Origin of the sequence: Geomonas sp. Red32 (assembly GCF_023652955.1) — a bacterium.
Taxonomy (GTDB): Bacteria; Desulfobacterota; Desulfuromonadia; order Geobacterales; family Geobacteraceae; genus Geomonas.
This window is the reverse complement of the sequence record NZ_JAKLOY010000007.1, coordinates 260,663-276,205: the sequence shown is the minus strand read 5'-3', so window position 1 is coordinate 276,205 and position 15,543 is coordinate 260,663. Positions and strand designations below refer to the sequence as shown.

The following is a 15,543-nucleotide window of genomic DNA, read 5'->3' as shown; positions in this document are numbered from 1 at the left end:
CAACGGAGTGCCGATGCCGGCCTCCCCCTCACCCTAGCCCTCCCCCTCAAGGGGGGAGGGAACTAAACACTCTACTTGATCGTCTCTCGGTGAGCGATCAGGGGGTCGAGGAGCTGGCGGGCGCAGCTTTCGAAATCGCAGTTTAAGGGGGTCTCCTCGCGGCCGAAACAGAGCTGGAAGTGGCGGTCCTCCTGCTCCCCCTCGTAGTTGTAGCCGCTCTCCCATTTCTTGAGCGCCTTGGAGAGGTCCCACCCGCTGGATACGTACTCAAGCGAAGAGGCCGGGAAAAAGCGCAGCGGCGCCTTAAGTCCCTGCCAGTAACAGCCGAGCAGCGAGGCCAGCATCTCCACTGCCCCGTCCACCGGCTTGAACCGTACCGCCCCGTCCTTCATCGCCAGCACGCTCTCGCGCGGATATCCTTCCGGGGCCATCGCATTCAGCACCAGGTGCTCGATCCAGCAGGAGATTTCGTCCTTGGCCTTCATCTTCGCGCAGCGGTAACTCACCTTGCAGGAGGGCCAGATCCCGGCCAGCTGCCCGCTGAACAGGAACGGCCCCAGGTTGCTCTCGAAGCGCACCGGCTCCAGTTGCTCCTCCCCGTCGATGAAGGTCTCGATGGCGGCGGCGAGCTCGTCCACTTCGGCCACAGTTTTGGCGAGCACCAGGTCGCCATGGCGGGCGGGCGGCAGCATCCCCCTCCCCCTGGTCGCGGCGAAGAGAGGCTCCAGGTCGCAACGGGAAAGCCTGCGGGCGAGAATCTGCTGCTTGATACCGTAAGCGTCGAGGTGATCGACGGCGAAGGCCTCCCGCTCTTCCAGCGGCACGGCGAGATCCTCCAGCCTGATCCCGAGGCGGCTCTCCAACAGGAACCGGGAGGGATTGGCGAAGAAGCTCACCAGCTGCTTTAACGTCACGTTGCGCATCTCCTCGGGGGGCTCTTTCAACCCGGCGGAGATGAAATGCGACGGCGGCGCCGCGTGGCCGGCGGCTTCCACCAGGGCGGCATAGTTTTCGGTGGAGTAGCTGAAAAGGCCGGAATCCGGGAGGAAATAGCTCTTGCTGAAAGCCTGGAGCCGATGGCGGATGACCAGCCGCTCCTCGACCTTCCCTTCAGGCACGGCGAATCCCTTACCGACGGCGTCGATCAGCTCGCTGACCAGCACCGAGGGAGGGATGGCGCTATTGTCCTTGATGCTCTGCCCGACGTAGCTCAGGTAGAAGTACTCGCGGGCGGACATCAGGCATTCGAGGAAGAGGTAGCGATCCTCGTCGCGCACGGAGCGGTCCCCTTTGCGCGGGTGGCGCGCGATGAGGTCGAAACCGGGGGGACGGCTCTGGCGCGGGAACGCCTTGTCGTCCATGCCGATCAGCGCCACCACGCGGAACGGGATGCTCCGCATGGGAAGCATCGCGCAGAAGGTCACCGAGCCGGTCAAAAAGCCGGTTCCCTGCTCTTCTTCGCCCAGCCGCGAGGTGAGCCAGGAACGGATCACCGCGAGGTCGACCGGGCCGGAGAAGCCGGCCTTTTCGGCACCCTCGTCGAGAGAGCCCACCACCTTGGTGATGGCGGAAAGCTCATGGGCCAACTCGTCCCCGGCCTCCACGAAGTCGCCCAGCAGGCGGATCAGTTCCCGTCGCCATTCGGGAAGCGCGCGCGGATGGGTAAGGGTGCGGGAAAGGTCGAGGACGTGGCGCAGGAAGTCGGCGAACTTACCGAGTGTGCGGGCGCTGTTCCCTTCGATCTCGCCGTAGGGAAGGACGCCGTTGAAGAGGAGATCATCATCCTCGGGCATGGCGTATCCCAGGAGCAGACGGTCCAGCCCGGCGCTCCAGGAGTTGTCGCGGTAAGCGGGGAGCCCGAGGCTCGCGCGATGCTGCTCGTCGATCCCCCAGCGGATGCGGGTCTCCTCGATCCACCCCCGGATCAGCTCCAACTCCTGAAGATCGAGCCCGAAGCGCGCCCGGACGGGAGGGGATTCCAGGAGGTCGAAGACCGCGGTGGCGGTCAGGCGGCTTCCCGCCAGGGTGAGGAGCTTCAGGAGGACGGCGGCTACCGCTCCTTCACTGGCAAGGCTTCGGTCGGCGATGGAGAAGGGGATTTTCTTGGAGGGATCGCTGCCCCCGTCGAAGACCATGGAGACGTAGGGAGCGTAGCTCTCGATGTCGGGGGTCATCACCACGATGTCGCGGCACTCCAGGGTGGGATCGGAGGCGAGGAGATCCAGCAGGTTGTCGTGCAGCACCTCGATCTCGCGCAACGGGCTGTGGCAGGAGTGGATCTGCAACGAGCGGTCTTCGGGCGCGATGATCCGCTTCTCCTCCAGCCCCGCTCCGCGGAGATTCAGGATGTCGGATTGGACGGCGGCCAGGAGCGTCGCGTCGCCGGGGTCGCGGTAGAGGTCGGTCTCGGACACCACGGCGCTGCCGCCGTCGATCACCATGTTGGAGAAGTCGCGGGCCAGCTTGCCGAGCGAGGCGAGGAGCGGGTTTCCTTCGGTCACGTACTCCTGCTCGTCCGCCCTCAGGCGGGCCATCTCGCGGGGGGTGACGATATCGCCCCAGTACTCGCGGCAAGGGCTCAACAGGAAGAGGTTGACGGTGGTATGGCGCGCGGCATCGGCCAGAATATCGAGATGGTACTGGGGAAGATAGGAAACACCGAAGACGGTGATCCGCTCGGGGAGCGCGGGGTCACCCGGCGAAGACTCCTGGAGGAGCCGGGAGAACTCGTACTTGAGCCTGCCGCGATGCTGACCGCCGCCGAAGCGGGAGAGCTCGCGCCAGAGGATTTCCTGCCAATCGCCCCCCTTCCCCGCTTCCCACTCAAGGAGCATCTCCGGGCGGAAGAAGGTGTACTGGTCGAAGGTGTCGGCGACACGGGAAGCGAGCTGGAAGCGTTTGAGACCGTCGCGGTCGTCCGCCAGGTAATGGCGCAGGGGAGCGAACTCCTCCCGGTGGAGGAAAGCGGGGAGCATCTCGACGATCTTCCAGGTCATGATGGGGGCCGAGAAGAAGGAGGTGTCGCCGATCCCCGGGAGGGTGCGGGCGAAGAGCTGCCAGGCCATCTTGTTGGGAAAGGGATACTCGCAGTTGGCCCAGATGCCGAGCTTCCCGGCCAGCTCCATGGCGATCCAGCGCTGCATCCCCTTTCTCTGCACCACCAGCAGTTCCGGGGTAAACGGCGAGGCGAGCGGCTGGCGCAGAACTTCGGCCAGTGCCTCCACCAGGTTTTCCAACCGGTTGCTCGTGTAGATATTGAGGGACATGACGGGATCCTTTGAGGAGTCTTGGGACTTCTTCCTTTGTTACAGGGTAGCGGGAGGGGGCGACAGGAAAAGTCGCAGCAAACCTCCACCACCTCAGCCGTTGACGCGTAGTACTATATCCAGTACCATCAAGCTATGACCACTGCGGGAAAAATACTCCAAAAAATGCGCACCAACCCTCGGGATTGGCGAATAGCTGATTTCCGTGGCGGCCAGATATGGCATCGAGATACGCAATCACGGCGGGAGCCATCACACATTCTCGTTTCCCGGAATTGAACTAAGCGTCACAGTTCCGGCCCATCGGCCGATTAAGCCGATTTATATAAGGCAATTGGTCGCTCTGATCGACCTGGCAAGGAGAAGCAATCAATGAGCATCAAGAAAATAAAACCCGTCCCCCCTCCCCATGCCTTTGAAGAATACATGCATGAAGTCTCCCCCCTTTCAGTGGAGGATGGTGGAGGCTTTCTTATAACGTTTCCTGACCTCCCGGGCTGCATGTCTGACGGTGCTACCGTGGAGGAGGCGGTCGCCAACGGCCGGGATGCCTTTTCCTCATGGGTCGCTGCAGCGGTCGACATGGGAAGACCTATTCCTAAACCGACCGCAAGACCTGTGGAGTTGGCCCAGGTATCGGGGAAATTCGTGGCGCGACTTCCGAAGTCCATGCATGCCCGTTTAGTCTCCATGGCTCAACAGGAAGGCGTCAGCCTCAACACCTTGGTTTTGACTCTCATCGCCGAAAGCATGGGACGAACAAGAGACGACTTCGATCGGGTCTTGGCCAAGGTGAAGGACCGCACCCCTCTGCCGGGGGACGAGATCTGAGTATCGTTTGCCGCAGTTGCTCTGTCAATTGGGCGGGGTCGCCGGGGGGAGTTTATTAAGGTCTTCCTCGATCTGACGGGCGAGCTTTTCTTGGCCGGTGGCGCGGTAGAGGCCGGCGAGGCGGGCCATGTCGCCGGCGGCAGCGGAACGGTCACCGCCGTTGAGACTGGCCTCCATGGAACGGCGGTAATAGGCGATGGCGGAGGCTTTGTCCCCCTCGACGGCGGCGGCGCAGGCTACGCCGCGCAGGTCGGCTGCCACTTTCCTTCCCAGCCCGAGATCCTTGTCGAGCCCAAGCGCCTGCCCGAACAGCTCCCGCGCACTCTTCCCCTCACCTTTTGCCAGCGAAATCTCCGCCAAGAGTCTCAGCGAATTGGCTTCCTCCTGCGTCGCCGACACCGAGCGGTTGAGGTTACGCGCCCTCTCCGCCTGTTCCCGCGCCTGATCCCGAAGCCCCTGCTTGAGCGAGATGAGCGCGGTCAGGTTGGCCATCCTTCCGGCGGCATCCCCCTTCTCGGCACCCTCGGCGCGGAGCGCCCATTCCTTGGCGGCGGCAAGATCTCCCGCGGCGAGGAGGATCTTGGCCTTCTCGAAGCAGACCTCGGAAGCGACGGTCGACGATTCCGGGAGCAGGGAAACCGCCCGGTCGATCGACTCCCGTGCCGGGGCCAGCATACCTTTGAGCCGCTCGGTCCTGGCAATGTTAACCAGCGCGACTACCATCCCTTCGTTGTTCTCGATCGAGCTTTGCAGCCTCAGCGCCTCGCCGAACTGGGCCAGGGCATCGTCCTGGTGGCCGCCGGCCTGGGCGGCGATCCCGCGCTCGGTGCAGGCGACGGCATCGAGCCGCGCCTGGGGGAGACGTTTCGCGGCTCCGCCGCCGCAGCCGGAGAGTAGGAGAGTGAGCAGAGCGATGATGCAAATCCCCCCTGTCCCCCCTTTAACAAGGGGGGAACGCTGGGGCAGCGTCGCAGGAACATCCCCCCTCCCCTTGAGGGAGGGGGCCAGGGGGTGGGGGAAGCCCGCCTCGCCAACCATGGCCCGCGGCTCCGACAGCGCTAAAATCCCCCCTGTCCCCCCTTCGCAAAGGGGGGGACGCTGGGGCAGCGTCGCAGAAACACCCCCCCTCCCCTTGAGGGAGGGGGTCAGGGGGTGGGGGAAGCCCGCCTCGTCGGCCATCATCCGCGGCTCATTCATGGCTGTCTCCCTCCACGAACTGCTTCTCGTTCGGCTCCGGGATCTTGCCGCTGATCGGCCAGGTACCCTTGACCGCCTTGATGACGGTGTTGGCTCCGTCAAGCGCCTCGTCCGATTTCCTCACCATGGCCGGGACCTTGGGAAGCACCTGCTCCTCGGTGTGGCGGAGGTCCTTGCTGATCGCCTCCACGTTCTTCAGGGAGCTCTCCATGTTTCCCAGCATAACCGGCAGTTTCTCGTCCACTTTCTGCAGCGAGGCGTTGGCCCGTTTAACGGTGACCGAGGTGTCGTCGAGAACGGAAGACAGTTTGGAGGAAGTCTGATCCACCGCCTTCACGGCATGGGTACTGATGGTCCCGACGCTGTCGGTGGTCTTGTCCAAAAGGTGATCCGCCCGCTGCCTGGTCAGCTCCAGGTTCCCGGAGAGGGTGGCGAAGTTCCTGAGCGACGTCTTGATATCCCCGTTGGGATCGTTCATGTATCCGATGATGTCTTTGACGTCCATGAGGACCGGCTTGACCTTCTCAGCCAGCTCGTCGGCCAGCTCATCAAGCGCCTTGGTCTTCGCGTAGGCGAGCCGCTCGCGGTCTTTAAGCTCGGGAAGCTGGGGATTACCGACCGAGACCTCGATCACCGAGTCGCCGACCAGCCCTTCCTTGACCAGCTTGGCGGTCGAATCCTTCCGTATCCATTTCCGGTACTCCGTGTCGATCTGCAGCACGATGTCGACCTTGGCGGTCTCGTTCAGCGAGATCGACTTGATGCGGCCGATCCGGAAGCCGGAGAGCTTGACCGGCATCCCCCGGTTGAAGCCGGTACCCTTGTCGACGGTGAACATCAGCTCGTACTTCTGGGTGAAGAGGTCGTTCTCCTTCCCGATCAGCACCACCACCCCCACGATGACGGCAACAGCCACCGCGGTGAAGACGGTGATTTTCTTCTTCAGGTGCCTGAAGCGGGGGTCCTCTTGCTTAATCATGTGCCGAACTCCCTTTGACGGAGATGCGAAGGTTGATGTCCAGGTCCTTTAAGGCCGCCTCGTCGGTGGACAGAAAGAGTGCGGTGCGCTCGGGGTTGCGCCTATTGAACCGGTTGATGGCGGCAACCAGGGCGTTTCGCTCGCTCCCGCTCAGCCCCGAGAAGATCCCCTGGTAGACGGCCAGCGGGGGATCGGTGATGATGGCCCGGGCCAGCCCGATCTGCCGCTTCTGGTAGACTGACAGATGGGCGGGGAGCTCCATGAGCCGGCCCGTGTAACCGACATCCTGGAGGGCGGCTGTCCCGCGTTCTTCGATGTCCGGGGCGGAAAGCTTCGAGTGATACTCCAGGGGGAGCACCAGGTTTTCCCAGACCTTCAGATTGGAGACCAGCCCGCCGCTGCTTTGGACCACGGCCACTTCCCGCCTCAAATGGTTGAGCGCCTTTTCGGAGAGAATCCCGACCTCCTGCCCCAGCACGGTGACCGTTCCGGAATCGGGTGCGGCCAGCCCCAGCATTATCCTCAGCAGGAGGTCGCACTCCTCCTGGCGGGAGGCGATCACCGCCGCCCGGCTCCCCTGCGGGACCGAAAGAGTTACCTCCTCCAGCACCTCCCCTCCCCTCACCTGGTCGAATACGATGGCATCCATGGCGGTCACCTGATGAGGAAGAAGAGCGAGATGATGCCGTCGATGATGAAGAGCAAAAAGAGGCTCTGCATGACGGCCTTGGTGGCGGCCTGCGGGATCTGCGTAACGCTTTTGCCGACCGAGAGCCCCTGGCGGCAGCAGATGGCCCCGATGAAAAGCCCGAAGAGGAGGCTTTTTAAAAGCGACAGCGCCAGCTCCCAGATGGTCAGCACGGCGAAGACTCCCTGGGAGTACTGTTCCCACGGAACGTGCCACCCGAAGGAGGCGACCAGGAAGCTACCCAGCACCGCCCCTATCTCGAAGTAGATGGTGAGCACCACCACGGCGGTGGCGACGCCGAAAATCCTCGGGAGGATGAGGTACTTCTCCGGGGGGATCCCCAGTAATGCCAGCGACTCGATCTCGCCGCCGATCTTCATCTGGCTCAATTCCGCGGCGATGGCGGTGCCGGAGCGGGCGACCACGATGATCGCGGTCAAGAGCGGCCCCAGTTCCCGTACCACGATCCAGACCAGGACCTTGCCGGTGAGAGATTCGCTCCCCGTCCCGGCGATGCTGACGATCTGGGTGATGACCACGGTGCCGATGATGAGCGCGGTGCTGATGACGATCTTCACCGCCTCAAGGCCGGTGAAATAGACCTGCCGCAGGTAGACGCTGAGGACCGGACGGGCCCCCTCGCGGATCACCAGGAACGAATCCCGGAACGCCTTGAGGATCATCTCGGTGAGATCGTACAGGTAGACGATCATGGTGACGAGCCCGTCCAGCAGCGCGGTCACCATCGGGAGTCCTTTTGGCCGGACCGGGAATTACAGCTCATAGACATCCCCGTCCCGCATGACCTCGACTCCGGCCAGACCGAGCGCCGCGAGCTGGGCGGTGATCTGGTCATAGTACTGGGGCTTTAGGTGGGTGATCAGGATCCGTCCAGGGGGAGCCGGGAGTTTCTTCAGTTCCTTTTGCAAAAGGAGCGGGGTGAGGTGACCGGTCATGCTGGCCAGTTCCTCCAGCTCGTTCGGGAAGGAGACCTCGATGACGAGGGCCGAGAGGTGCCCCGCCATCTCCCACAGGGGTGCGCAGGGACCGGTGTCGCCGGTGTAAAGGAGCGACGAGCCGCCACCCTCGATGCGGTAGGCGACCGCGGGGACCGTGTGATTGACGCGGCAGGCGGTCACGCGGTAGTCACCGACGGCGAACTCGCTGCCGGGGGCGATCTCGCGGAACCTCAGGACCGGATTTTCGGGGGTCGGTATCTTGGTGAAATCGGGCCAGATCAGCCCGTTCATAAGATGGGAGCTGAGCGCGCCCAAGGTCTCGGCGGTTCCGATCACGTTGACCTGGCCGGAGAGCCCCTTGATGACGATGTTGTCGGCCAAGAGCGGGATGCCGCGGATATGGTCCAGGTGGGGGTGGGTGATCAGGATATCCTTGATCAGCCACTGGTCCTCTTCATCGAGCACGGCGCCGATGGTCCCGCCGTCCAAAAGGAGGCAGCCGTCGATCAGAAAAGCCGATGGATGATGGCCGGGGAATTCCGCTCCCGAGCAGCCAAGCACGCGTAGTTTCACTGCCCAGTACTCCCTTCCTAACTAGTTACTGTTTCCGGACGGACCGGCTTTAGAACCCATCGCGTTTCGTTCCTCAACGCGACCTACCCATAATCCCCCCTCCCCTGGAGGGAGGGGGCGAGGGGGTGGGGGAAACCGGCTACGGAGTGACCTGCCGGCCTCTTCAAAATCCCCCCTGTCCCCCCTTCGCAAAGGGGGGGGACCTGTGCCCCACCTCGTAGGTTGCGTTGAACGGCCTAACCGTGAAACGCAACAACCCACCCTTATTTCGTCTTCGCCACGTAAACGCCGTCCCAGCCGGTGGCGGGGGGGGTGGCGATGTATTCGCGGCAGCGTTCCTCGTAGAGGGCGGAGACCCTGTCTTCCTTCGCGGCGGCAAGCTCGGCGAAGATGGCCATCGCCTCGCTGAAATGCTCGCCCCGGTAGAGGGTGAGCGCCCGGGAATAGTTGGCGGCAAATTCCGGCTCGCCCGCGAGAAGCTCGTACACCGCGACCGGCTCGTGCTTTCCTTTCACCCTCACCCGGTCGACCTCGCGGAAGTGGTACCCCTCCCCCGACTGCGCCCGGGTGGTCTCGCTTACCAGGATGTGGGTGCCGTAGAGCTTGTTGAGCCCCTCCAGCCGCGAAGCAAGGTTGACGTTGTCGCCGATGGCGGTGTAGTCGAAACGGATGTCGGCGCCCATGTTGCCGACGACGGCGTCGCCGGTGTTGATCCCGATGCCGATCTCGATCCGCGGCAGTCCCTGCTTGGCGAACTCCTCGTTGAGGACCTTCAGGCGGTCCACCATCTTCAGCGCAGAGCGACAGGCGTGGCCTGCGTGCCCTTCGACGTCGAGGGGGGCGTTGTAGATGGCCATCACCGCGTCGCCGATGAACTTGTCGAGCGTTCCCCGCTCCTCCATCACGATCTGGGTCATGGGGGAGAGGTACTGGTTGAGAAGCCGCACCAGCGCCTCAGGAGTGAGCGACTCGGACAGGGTGGTGAAGCCGCGGATGTCGGAGAAGAGGATGCTGACCTCGCGCTTCTCCCCGCCCAGCTTGAGCCGCCCCGGATCCCTGACGATCTCCTCCACCAGCTCGGGCGAGACGTAGCTGCCAAACGCCTTCTTCAGGTAGCGCCCCTTCTTCTCGATGACGAGGTTACGGTAGGCCTCGGCGCCGATATAGGTCAGCACGACCGGAGCCACCGGGAAGATGACACTCAGGTCCAATGAGAACCGCCGGAAGAGGACGTAGTTTAATACGAAATAGAAGCCGCTGCACAGAGAAAAATAGAGTAATCCCACCAGGGTGCGCGGCGTCGTATTGAGGAGAAGGGCCAGAATGAGAGGGAGGAGGAACATGCATCCCATCTCGAGCCCGATGGTCCTCCCGTCGCGGATCAGGAAACGTTTCTCGATGGTATTGCCTGCCACCGTGCAATGGATCTCCACCCCGGGGAGCGCCGGGTCGTACGGGGTCGCGCGCATGTCGTAGATGCCCGTTTCGGTGGCGCCGACGAAGATCAGCTTGTCCTTCAGCTCGTGGCCGGAGACCTTCCCGTTGATGACATCGGAGGCGGAAAAGGTCGGGAAGGTACCGCCGGGGCCGTAGTAGTTGAGGGAAAGGCGCCCCTGCTCGTTGACCGGGAGCGGGAGATCCCCCAGCGAGACCGAGCGGACGCCGAAGCTGCCAACCTCGACGATCGGCTCCTTCTCGAGGTAGCGGCTCAAGGCGGTGAGCCCCAGGGAGGGGTAGATGTCGCCGTCGTAGAGGAGAAGGAGCGGGGCCTTCCGGAACAGCCCGTCGTCGTCGGGGACCTGGTTGAAGAAACCGAAGGAGCGGGCCCCGGCGCCTATCTCGGCGATGTTGGGTTCGATGTCGGTGAACTCGGTGAGAGGGACGGAGGTGACGCCGGGGTCGAGCTTGAGGAACTTGATCTTGGAGGAGGCGGTCTGCTCCACCGCCCGCGGGTCGGGTTGCTGCTTTTCGTTTCTGAAAAAGTACCCCAAAACGAGGCTGGGGGAGCTTGCCACTGCCTGCGCCAGCGCGCGGTCCTGCGGTACCCCCTGCGGCTCGGAGAAGACCATATCGAGGGCGACGACCTTGGCGCCCGCCTCCTGCAGCCTGGAGAGAAGCCGGGCGGTGATCTCGCGGGACCAGGGCCAGCGGCCGATCTCCTTGACGCTCTTGTTGTCGATGGCCACCACGGCGATATCGGGAGGCGGCTTAACCGCCCCCCTCACGCGAAACCGGGCATCCTTGAGACGCAGGTCGACCTGTTCCACAAACGGGAACTTGGCGCGGTAAAGGGAAAGGGTCGCCAGAGCGGCGGCCAGCGCGATGGCAACGAAAATCAGCGCCTTCTTCATTGCCGGTCGAGCACCTTCTGAAGCGTCTCAACACTGGAGCGGTACCGGCCGTTGGGATACTCGTCCAGGTACTGCTTGAGCCGCATCTTGGCGAGATCCTTCTTTCCCATCTGCATCAGGGTCTCGCCTACGTTGAAGAGCGCGGTCTCCTTCTGGGGGATCTTTGGATACTCCTCGAGGACCAGCAGGAACTCGGCCAGCGCCTCCTCCGGGCGGTTCATCAGGCGGCCGTACACCGAACCGCGCTCCAGCCGGGCGTCGGCGCGGATATCGGCCAGGGTGGTGAGGTCGAGGGCGATCTGGAAGACCTGCAGTGCCGCCTCGTTCTTACCGGAATCGGCGAGGTAGTGGCCATGGCTGATGTCCCAGCGGGCGACGATGTTGGGGAGGTTGTCGGTCGCTTCCCACTCTGCAGGGGGGAGCACACCGGTGGAGGCCTCGAAGGCGTCCTTGGCCTTGGCAAGCGGGGTGTTGGGCTCGACCTTGACGGCTTCGGTCGGCTTCTCGCCGCGGGTATTCTGGGTCATGGTGCCGGCAGGGAGCGCCACCCCGGAGCCCGGGGGACCGGAGACCGAGACGACCCCTTCGTTGCCGAAGAAGATGTTGGCCGGCCCCTGGCAGAGCATGAGGAACTCCGTCCCCTTCACCCCTGCCACCGCGGTCCCGCTCTTTACCTTGATGTCAGTCTGCTGCCCGGCGATCTTCATCACGCTGGCCCTCAGTTTCCCCTGGGTCAGGCCGAAGGAGCCGGTCTTTTTGGTCTTACTCACCAGGTAGCTCTGGATCTCCAGTTCGGAGTTGTTGGCGATGGTGAAGCGGCTGTTGTCGGCCAGGGTGAGCTCGATCCAGCCGTCCTTGCCGGTTTTCACCCAGTTCCCCTCGTCGATGTGCTGACCGGCGTGGAGAGGATGGTAGGAAGCGGCCTTGACGGTCCGATAGAGGACGGTCCCGCTGGCCTTGGTCACCTTGCCGGCCTGGGCGGCCAAGGCCTGGGAGGCGGCCAGCAGGATAGAGATGAAGATAAAGAGAAGCTTTCCGATCATGATGCCCCCTTGCATGTAATCAAAATCTCCCTCCCCCCCTGAGGGGGAGGGTTGGGGTGGGGGGGAAGGCGGAGTACGGCACTTACGTGGCACCTTCCCCCACCCCCTCGCCCCCTCCCTCCTGGGGAGGGGGGATGATGGACGATTATTATTTCTGCACCGGTTGAGCCGGTGGGTTCTGCATCTGCGGGGCCGGAGCCGTCGGAGAGGCTGCAGGAGCTGGTGCCGTCGAAGGCGGAACCAGCCGTTTCAATACGAACTTCGCCTGACGATCTTCCGGGGAGAGGCGGATCACCTCTTCCAGCGCCTTACGCGCCCCGTCCTGGTCCCCCTTCTCATACAGCAGCATGCCGAGCGACTTCCACAGGAGCGGGTCGTGGGAGTATTTGGAAGTCCCCTCCTTCAGCACGCTCATGGCCTTGTCCTGCTCCTGCATCTCCTGGTGGCAGAGGCTCAGGTAGTAGTAGGTTTCCGGGCTGGGGGAGAGTTTCAGGGTCTCCTGGAAGAGCCCCGAAGCCTTCCCGTAGTTCCTCTGCCGGAAGAAGCTGCCGGCCTCGATAAGGTACTCGGTCCCCTTGCGCTGGCGCTCCTCCGGGGTGAGCTTCAGGTAGGGATCGACCACCGGCGCTACCAGGGCGCCGCCGGGCACCCGTGCGTCGTACACCTGCGCCGCGCTCGCCTGGGTAAGCTTCAAGGCATCCCCCTGGACCGACCCGAACCAGTTGGGGCCGACCGCCAGCGGCTTGTCGGAACGGATGTTCGTCTCGTTCTCGAGGAGATTGTTGTCGCGGATCTCACCGGAGAACCCGTCGGCGACGATCCCCTCCTTGTTCTGGGTAATCAGCGAACCGGTGATGCGGGCCGCGGTGCCGGTCAGCTTGAGACCGGTGACGTTCCCCGATACGTTCATTCCCTTGATATCCACCGCCGGCATCCCGCTCACCGCGAGGCCGGTCTGGCATCCGGTCACCACTCCGCCGTCGGCCTGAAGCTCGGCGTCCTTCGAGGATATACCGGTGGCCGCGCCTTTGATGGTGAAGCGGCTCATGGCCGCCCCGCCCCCATCCAGCGAGATCCCCGCCCATTTCCCATCGGCGGCGGGGATGAAGAGGACGGGGGATTCGCCCCCCTTGACGACCAGGCGCCCCTGGACCAGGAGCCCGGCATCGGGAGCGAAGTAGAGCCGGCTGTCGCCGTCGACGGTGAGGGTGACCCCTTTGGGGACCGTGACCGGAGCGGTTACGCGGTAGGAGCCCTCCAGGACAGTGTCGCCGTTGAGGACGCCGGAAAGCTGCTGCGGCTCGCCGGTCCTCCCCCCGCGCACGCCGTCGCCCGGCTCCGCCTGGTTGCCGACCCGGTCGAACGAGGCGACCCGGTAGTAGTAGCTCTTCCCGGCCTCGGCCTTGCTGTCGACGAAGGAGGGAACCTCCACCACGGCGAGCTCCTGGTAACCGGAAAGCGGGGAGTCGCTCCGCAGCACCCGGTACCCCTTGAGATCGGGAACGTTTTTCAGCGGCTCCCAGTTAAGCTCCACGCGGTCGGCGTACCCCTTGGCCTTCACCGAGGCGACCGGCGGAGGGGGAGTGGTGTCGATGGCGACATAGCCGCCGGGGTCGACCCAGGTCGTGTCGTAGCCGCCGGGGCGGCTCAAGGTGACGGTGATCGGCATGTCGCTCGTGGTGTCGCCGGGAAGGACGGCATATTCGCCGCTGTAGATCCCCGGCTTCACCTCCTTCATCGGGATCCCCTTCTTAAAGGAGCCGATGTCGAAGCTTGCTACCAGGCCCGGCTCCCCTTCCAGGCCGACGTGGATCACCTTGCGGGGACCAAACGGTCCGTCGGCGGCATTGGTCAGCACTTCCTTGATCCTTGGGCGGCCATCCTGGGCCAGGTTCGCGGGAGCGGGGATCTTTTCCATAAACTTGTAACAGAGCTCGTTCACCATCCGGACCTTCTGGATTTCGCGGAGGTTCATGGCGGTGGAGACCGCGGTGACCACGATGGAAAGGGGCGAGGTGGGAACGCCCCCTTCGTGGTAGCGGACCGATTCCCTGAAGCGGAAGACTTCCTTGCCGGTGCGGGCATTCACCAGCCAGACCTCGGCCTCGACGCCGAATTGCGAGTAGACGCCTGCCCAGAGCCGGTTGTAGTCGGTGACCTTGCCGTAGAGGAGTCCATCGGAGCCGAGAGCCGCGGAGAGCTCCGCCGGAGTCGCCTGGTCGGGCTTTTTACCGGTGGTCTTTTCCATGAGGACGAGTTTCTCGTCCACCACCGGCAATTTCATGTCGAGGTAGGCCTTGGAGGAGAAGTGGTTGGCAAAGTTGCGGCGGACGATGGCGTCGATCCCGGGCTCCTGGGTGGCGTTAGAGAAGGGAAGGATCGCCACCTGGCGGGGCAGCTCGTCATCCTTCAACTGGAGCTTTCCGGAGTGCTGCTCCATCTTCAAGGTGGGGGCGCAGGCGGCAAGGAACAGGGCAACAACGAGCAACAAGACTTTTTTCATGGAACGTCCTCGGGTTCTACGTCTAACGGCTGCCCCCCATCCCCCCCTGCCCTCCCCTTGACGGAGAGGGAGAAGTGGGCTGAGCGAACAATGGTGACTGATCCGGAAACTATTTCGCTACTTTTCGGCCTTCTTGGAGGTGGTCAGCTCGGCCGCCGACTCGGCGAACTCGGCCGCCACGGGCTTTTTCCGGTCACCCGCCACCAGCTTGATTCCCCGGGTGGCAACGGGGATGCTGGCGGGCTTGGAGCGGACCTCGTACACGGCGTCGGCCTCGGTTACCTCGATATCCCCAAGCAGTGCCGTGCTCGCGTAGAGGGTGATCCTTTCCTTGCCGAACGGGGCGCAGGTCTCCATGTTGAAGCGGTCTTCGCCGCCGGGAAGCTCGTAGACCACGCCGCCGTTGAAGTAGTTCAGCTTGCGGTAGGGATTGGGCAGCAGCTGGACATGGCCGCCGTCGGCCTGGCTGTAAACCACCCGGCCATAGAAGGGCTTGTTCCCCTTCACGAAGATGCGGATCGGTTCCTTCTCGGAGTACTTCGGCCGGTCGGTCCAGATCTTCACGTTGAGCGGAGCGGAAGGGTCGCTCTCCAGCGCCTCGGCCCCCTTCTTGGCCAGGGCCGCCATTGCCTTTTCGTCGGGAACCACTTCGACCTTGAGCTTCACGCGGTAGCAGTCCCCCGAGCCGGCGTCCTTGTACCATTCCTTCATGATCTCCTGGAGCACCTTCACCAGCGCGTTCGCGTAGGCGGAAAGGAGATCTTTCTCCAGCATGGCGTCCTTCACCTTGGTTTCCGACTCGATGTAGGTGGCGGCGGATTCGGTCGCCTTGCGTTTGCCGTCCTGGTAGGCGCTGCTTTCCGTCTGCTTGCGGGACTTGTCGTCCCCCATGCAGGAGTACCCCTCGGTCTCGATGATGACCGACTGGGCGGCGCGGGCTACGGCCGGAAGGAGAAGGGCTGCACAGATCAGGGCGAGCAGAAGACGTTTCATGAGCACCTCAAGGTTAATGCCCCATTGCCATAGCCCTCTCAACGGCGGGCCGACGGCCTCCCCTCCGGCTTAAGGGAGGGGAAAGGGGAATGTGGTTTGGTAAGTACTGTCCTTTAAAGACGGACGAGCGGGCGGTTTTCCCCGCGTGGGGAATGAGGCC

Annotated in this window: 11 protein-coding genes; 1 reads left to right on the top strand and 10 read right to left on the bottom strand. The window is 63.5% G+C overall.

The window, feature by feature from the left end; translation table 11 throughout:
- Positions 1-71 precede the first annotated feature (71 nt).
- Entirely contained in the window at positions 72-3,266 is a 3,195-nt protein-coding gene (gene recC, locus L4X63_RS18265) for an exodeoxyribonuclease V subunit gamma (RefSeq protein WP_250680087.1), read from the bottom strand.
- Between the two features lie 372 nt (positions 3,267-3,638).
- Between recC and L4X63_RS18260 the strand changes: the two genes are divergently transcribed.
- Positions 3,639-4,097, top strand: a complete 459-nt coding sequence (locus L4X63_RS18260) for a type II toxin-antitoxin system HicB family antitoxin (RefSeq protein ID WP_250680086.1) — start codon at positions 3,639-3,641, stop codon at positions 4,095-4,097.
- 24 nt (positions 4,098-4,121) lie between these two features.
- Here L4X63_RS18260 and L4X63_RS18255 read toward each other — a convergent pair whose 3' ends face one another.
- From L4X63_RS18255 to L4X63_RS18215, 9 genes are all read right to left on the bottom strand, one after another.
- Positions 4,122-5,294, bottom strand: a complete 1,173-nt coding sequence (locus L4X63_RS18255; protein ID WP_250680085.1) for a tetratricopeptide repeat protein — start codon at positions 5,292-5,294, stop codon at positions 4,122-4,124.
- Positions 5,287-6,273, bottom strand: a complete 987-nt coding sequence (locus L4X63_RS18250; protein ID WP_250680084.1) for an MlaD family protein — start codon at positions 6,271-6,273, stop codon at positions 5,287-5,289. Before L4X63_RS18250 ends, L4X63_RS18255 begins: the two co-directional genes overlap by 8 nt.
- Positions 6,266-6,922, bottom strand: a complete 657-nt coding sequence (locus tag L4X63_RS18245) for an ATP-binding cassette domain-containing protein (protein ID WP_250680083.1) — start codon at positions 6,920-6,922, stop codon at positions 6,266-6,268. The genes L4X63_RS18250 and L4X63_RS18245 overlap by 8 nt, the downstream gene beginning before the upstream one ends.
- Positions 6,923-6,927: 5 nt before the next feature.
- On the bottom strand, positions 6,928-7,707 hold the full coding sequence (locus L4X63_RS18240) for an ABC transporter permease (protein ID WP_250680082.1): 780 nt from the start codon (positions 7,705-7,707) through the stop codon (positions 6,928-6,930).
- A gap of 27 nt (positions 7,708-7,734) precedes the next feature.
- Complete coding sequence (locus L4X63_RS18235) at positions 7,735-8,493, bottom strand: 3',5'-cyclic-nucleotide phosphodiesterase (protein WP_250680081.1); 759 nt, start codon at positions 8,491-8,493, stop codon at positions 7,735-7,737.
- A 263-nt stretch (positions 8,494-8,756) separates the two neighbouring features.
- Positions 8,757-10,844: a CHASE2 domain-containing protein gene (locus tag L4X63_RS18230; protein WP_250680080.1), complete on the bottom strand. Its 2,088-nt coding sequence runs from the start codon at positions 10,842-10,844 to the stop codon at positions 8,757-8,759.
- Positions 10,841-11,887 carry a FecR domain-containing protein gene (locus L4X63_RS18225; protein ID WP_250680079.1) on the bottom strand — a complete coding sequence of 349 codons (1,047 nt, stop codon included), beginning with the start codon at positions 11,885-11,887 and terminating at the stop codon, positions 10,841-10,843. Before L4X63_RS18225 ends, L4X63_RS18230 begins: the two co-directional genes overlap by 4 nt.
- 148 nt (positions 11,888-12,035) lie before the next feature.
- Positions 12,036-14,390 carry a GNA1162 family protein gene (locus tag L4X63_RS18220; protein WP_250680078.1) on the bottom strand — a complete coding sequence of 785 codons (2,355 nt, stop codon included), beginning with the start codon at positions 14,388-14,390 and terminating at the stop codon, positions 12,036-12,038.
- A gap of 117 nt (positions 14,391-14,507) precedes the next feature.
- Positions 14,508-15,383 carry a DUF4384 domain-containing protein gene (locus L4X63_RS18215; protein WP_250680077.1) on the bottom strand — a complete coding sequence of 292 codons (876 nt, stop codon included), beginning with the start codon at positions 15,381-15,383 and terminating at the stop codon, positions 14,508-14,510.
- Positions 15,384-15,543: the final 160 nt, after the last annotated feature.

Bases quoted from the DNA above. Each gene is read 5' to 3' on its own strand.
- recC (WP_250680087.1), bottom strand. From the start codon at position 3,266: ATGTCCCTCAATATCTACACGAGCAACCGGTTGGAAAACCTGGTGGAG.
- L4X63_RS18260 (WP_250680086.1), top strand. From the start codon at position 3,639: ATGAGCATCAAGAAAATAAAACCCGTCCCCCCTCCCCATGCCTTTGAA.
- L4X63_RS18255 (WP_250680085.1), bottom strand. From the start codon at position 5,294: ATGAATGAGCCGCGGATGATGGCCGACGAGGCGGGCTTCCCCCACCCC.
- L4X63_RS18250 (WP_250680084.1), bottom strand. From the start codon at position 6,273: ATGATTAAGCAAGAGGACCCCCGCTTCAGGCACCTGAAGAAGAAAATC.
- L4X63_RS18245 (WP_250680083.1), bottom strand. From the start codon at position 6,922: ATGGATGCCATCGTATTCGACCAGGTGAGGGGAGGGGAGGTGCTGGAG.
- L4X63_RS18240 (WP_250680082.1), bottom strand. From the start codon at position 7,707: ATGGTGACCGCGCTGCTGGACGGGCTCGTCACCATGATCGTCTACCTG.
- L4X63_RS18230 (WP_250680080.1), bottom strand. From the start codon at position 10,844: ATGAAGAAGGCGCTGATTTTCGTTGCCATCGCGCTGGCCGCCGCTCTG.
- L4X63_RS18225 (WP_250680079.1), bottom strand. From the start codon at position 11,887: ATGATCGGAAAGCTTCTCTTTATCTTCATCTCTATCCTGCTGGCCGCC.
- L4X63_RS18220 (WP_250680078.1), bottom strand. From the start codon at position 14,390: ATGAAAAAAGTCTTGTTGCTCGTTGTTGCCCTGTTCCTTGCCGCCTGC.
- L4X63_RS18215 (WP_250680077.1), bottom strand. From the start codon at position 15,383: ATGAAACGTCTTCTGCTCGCCCTGATCTGTGCAGCCCTTCTCCTTCCG.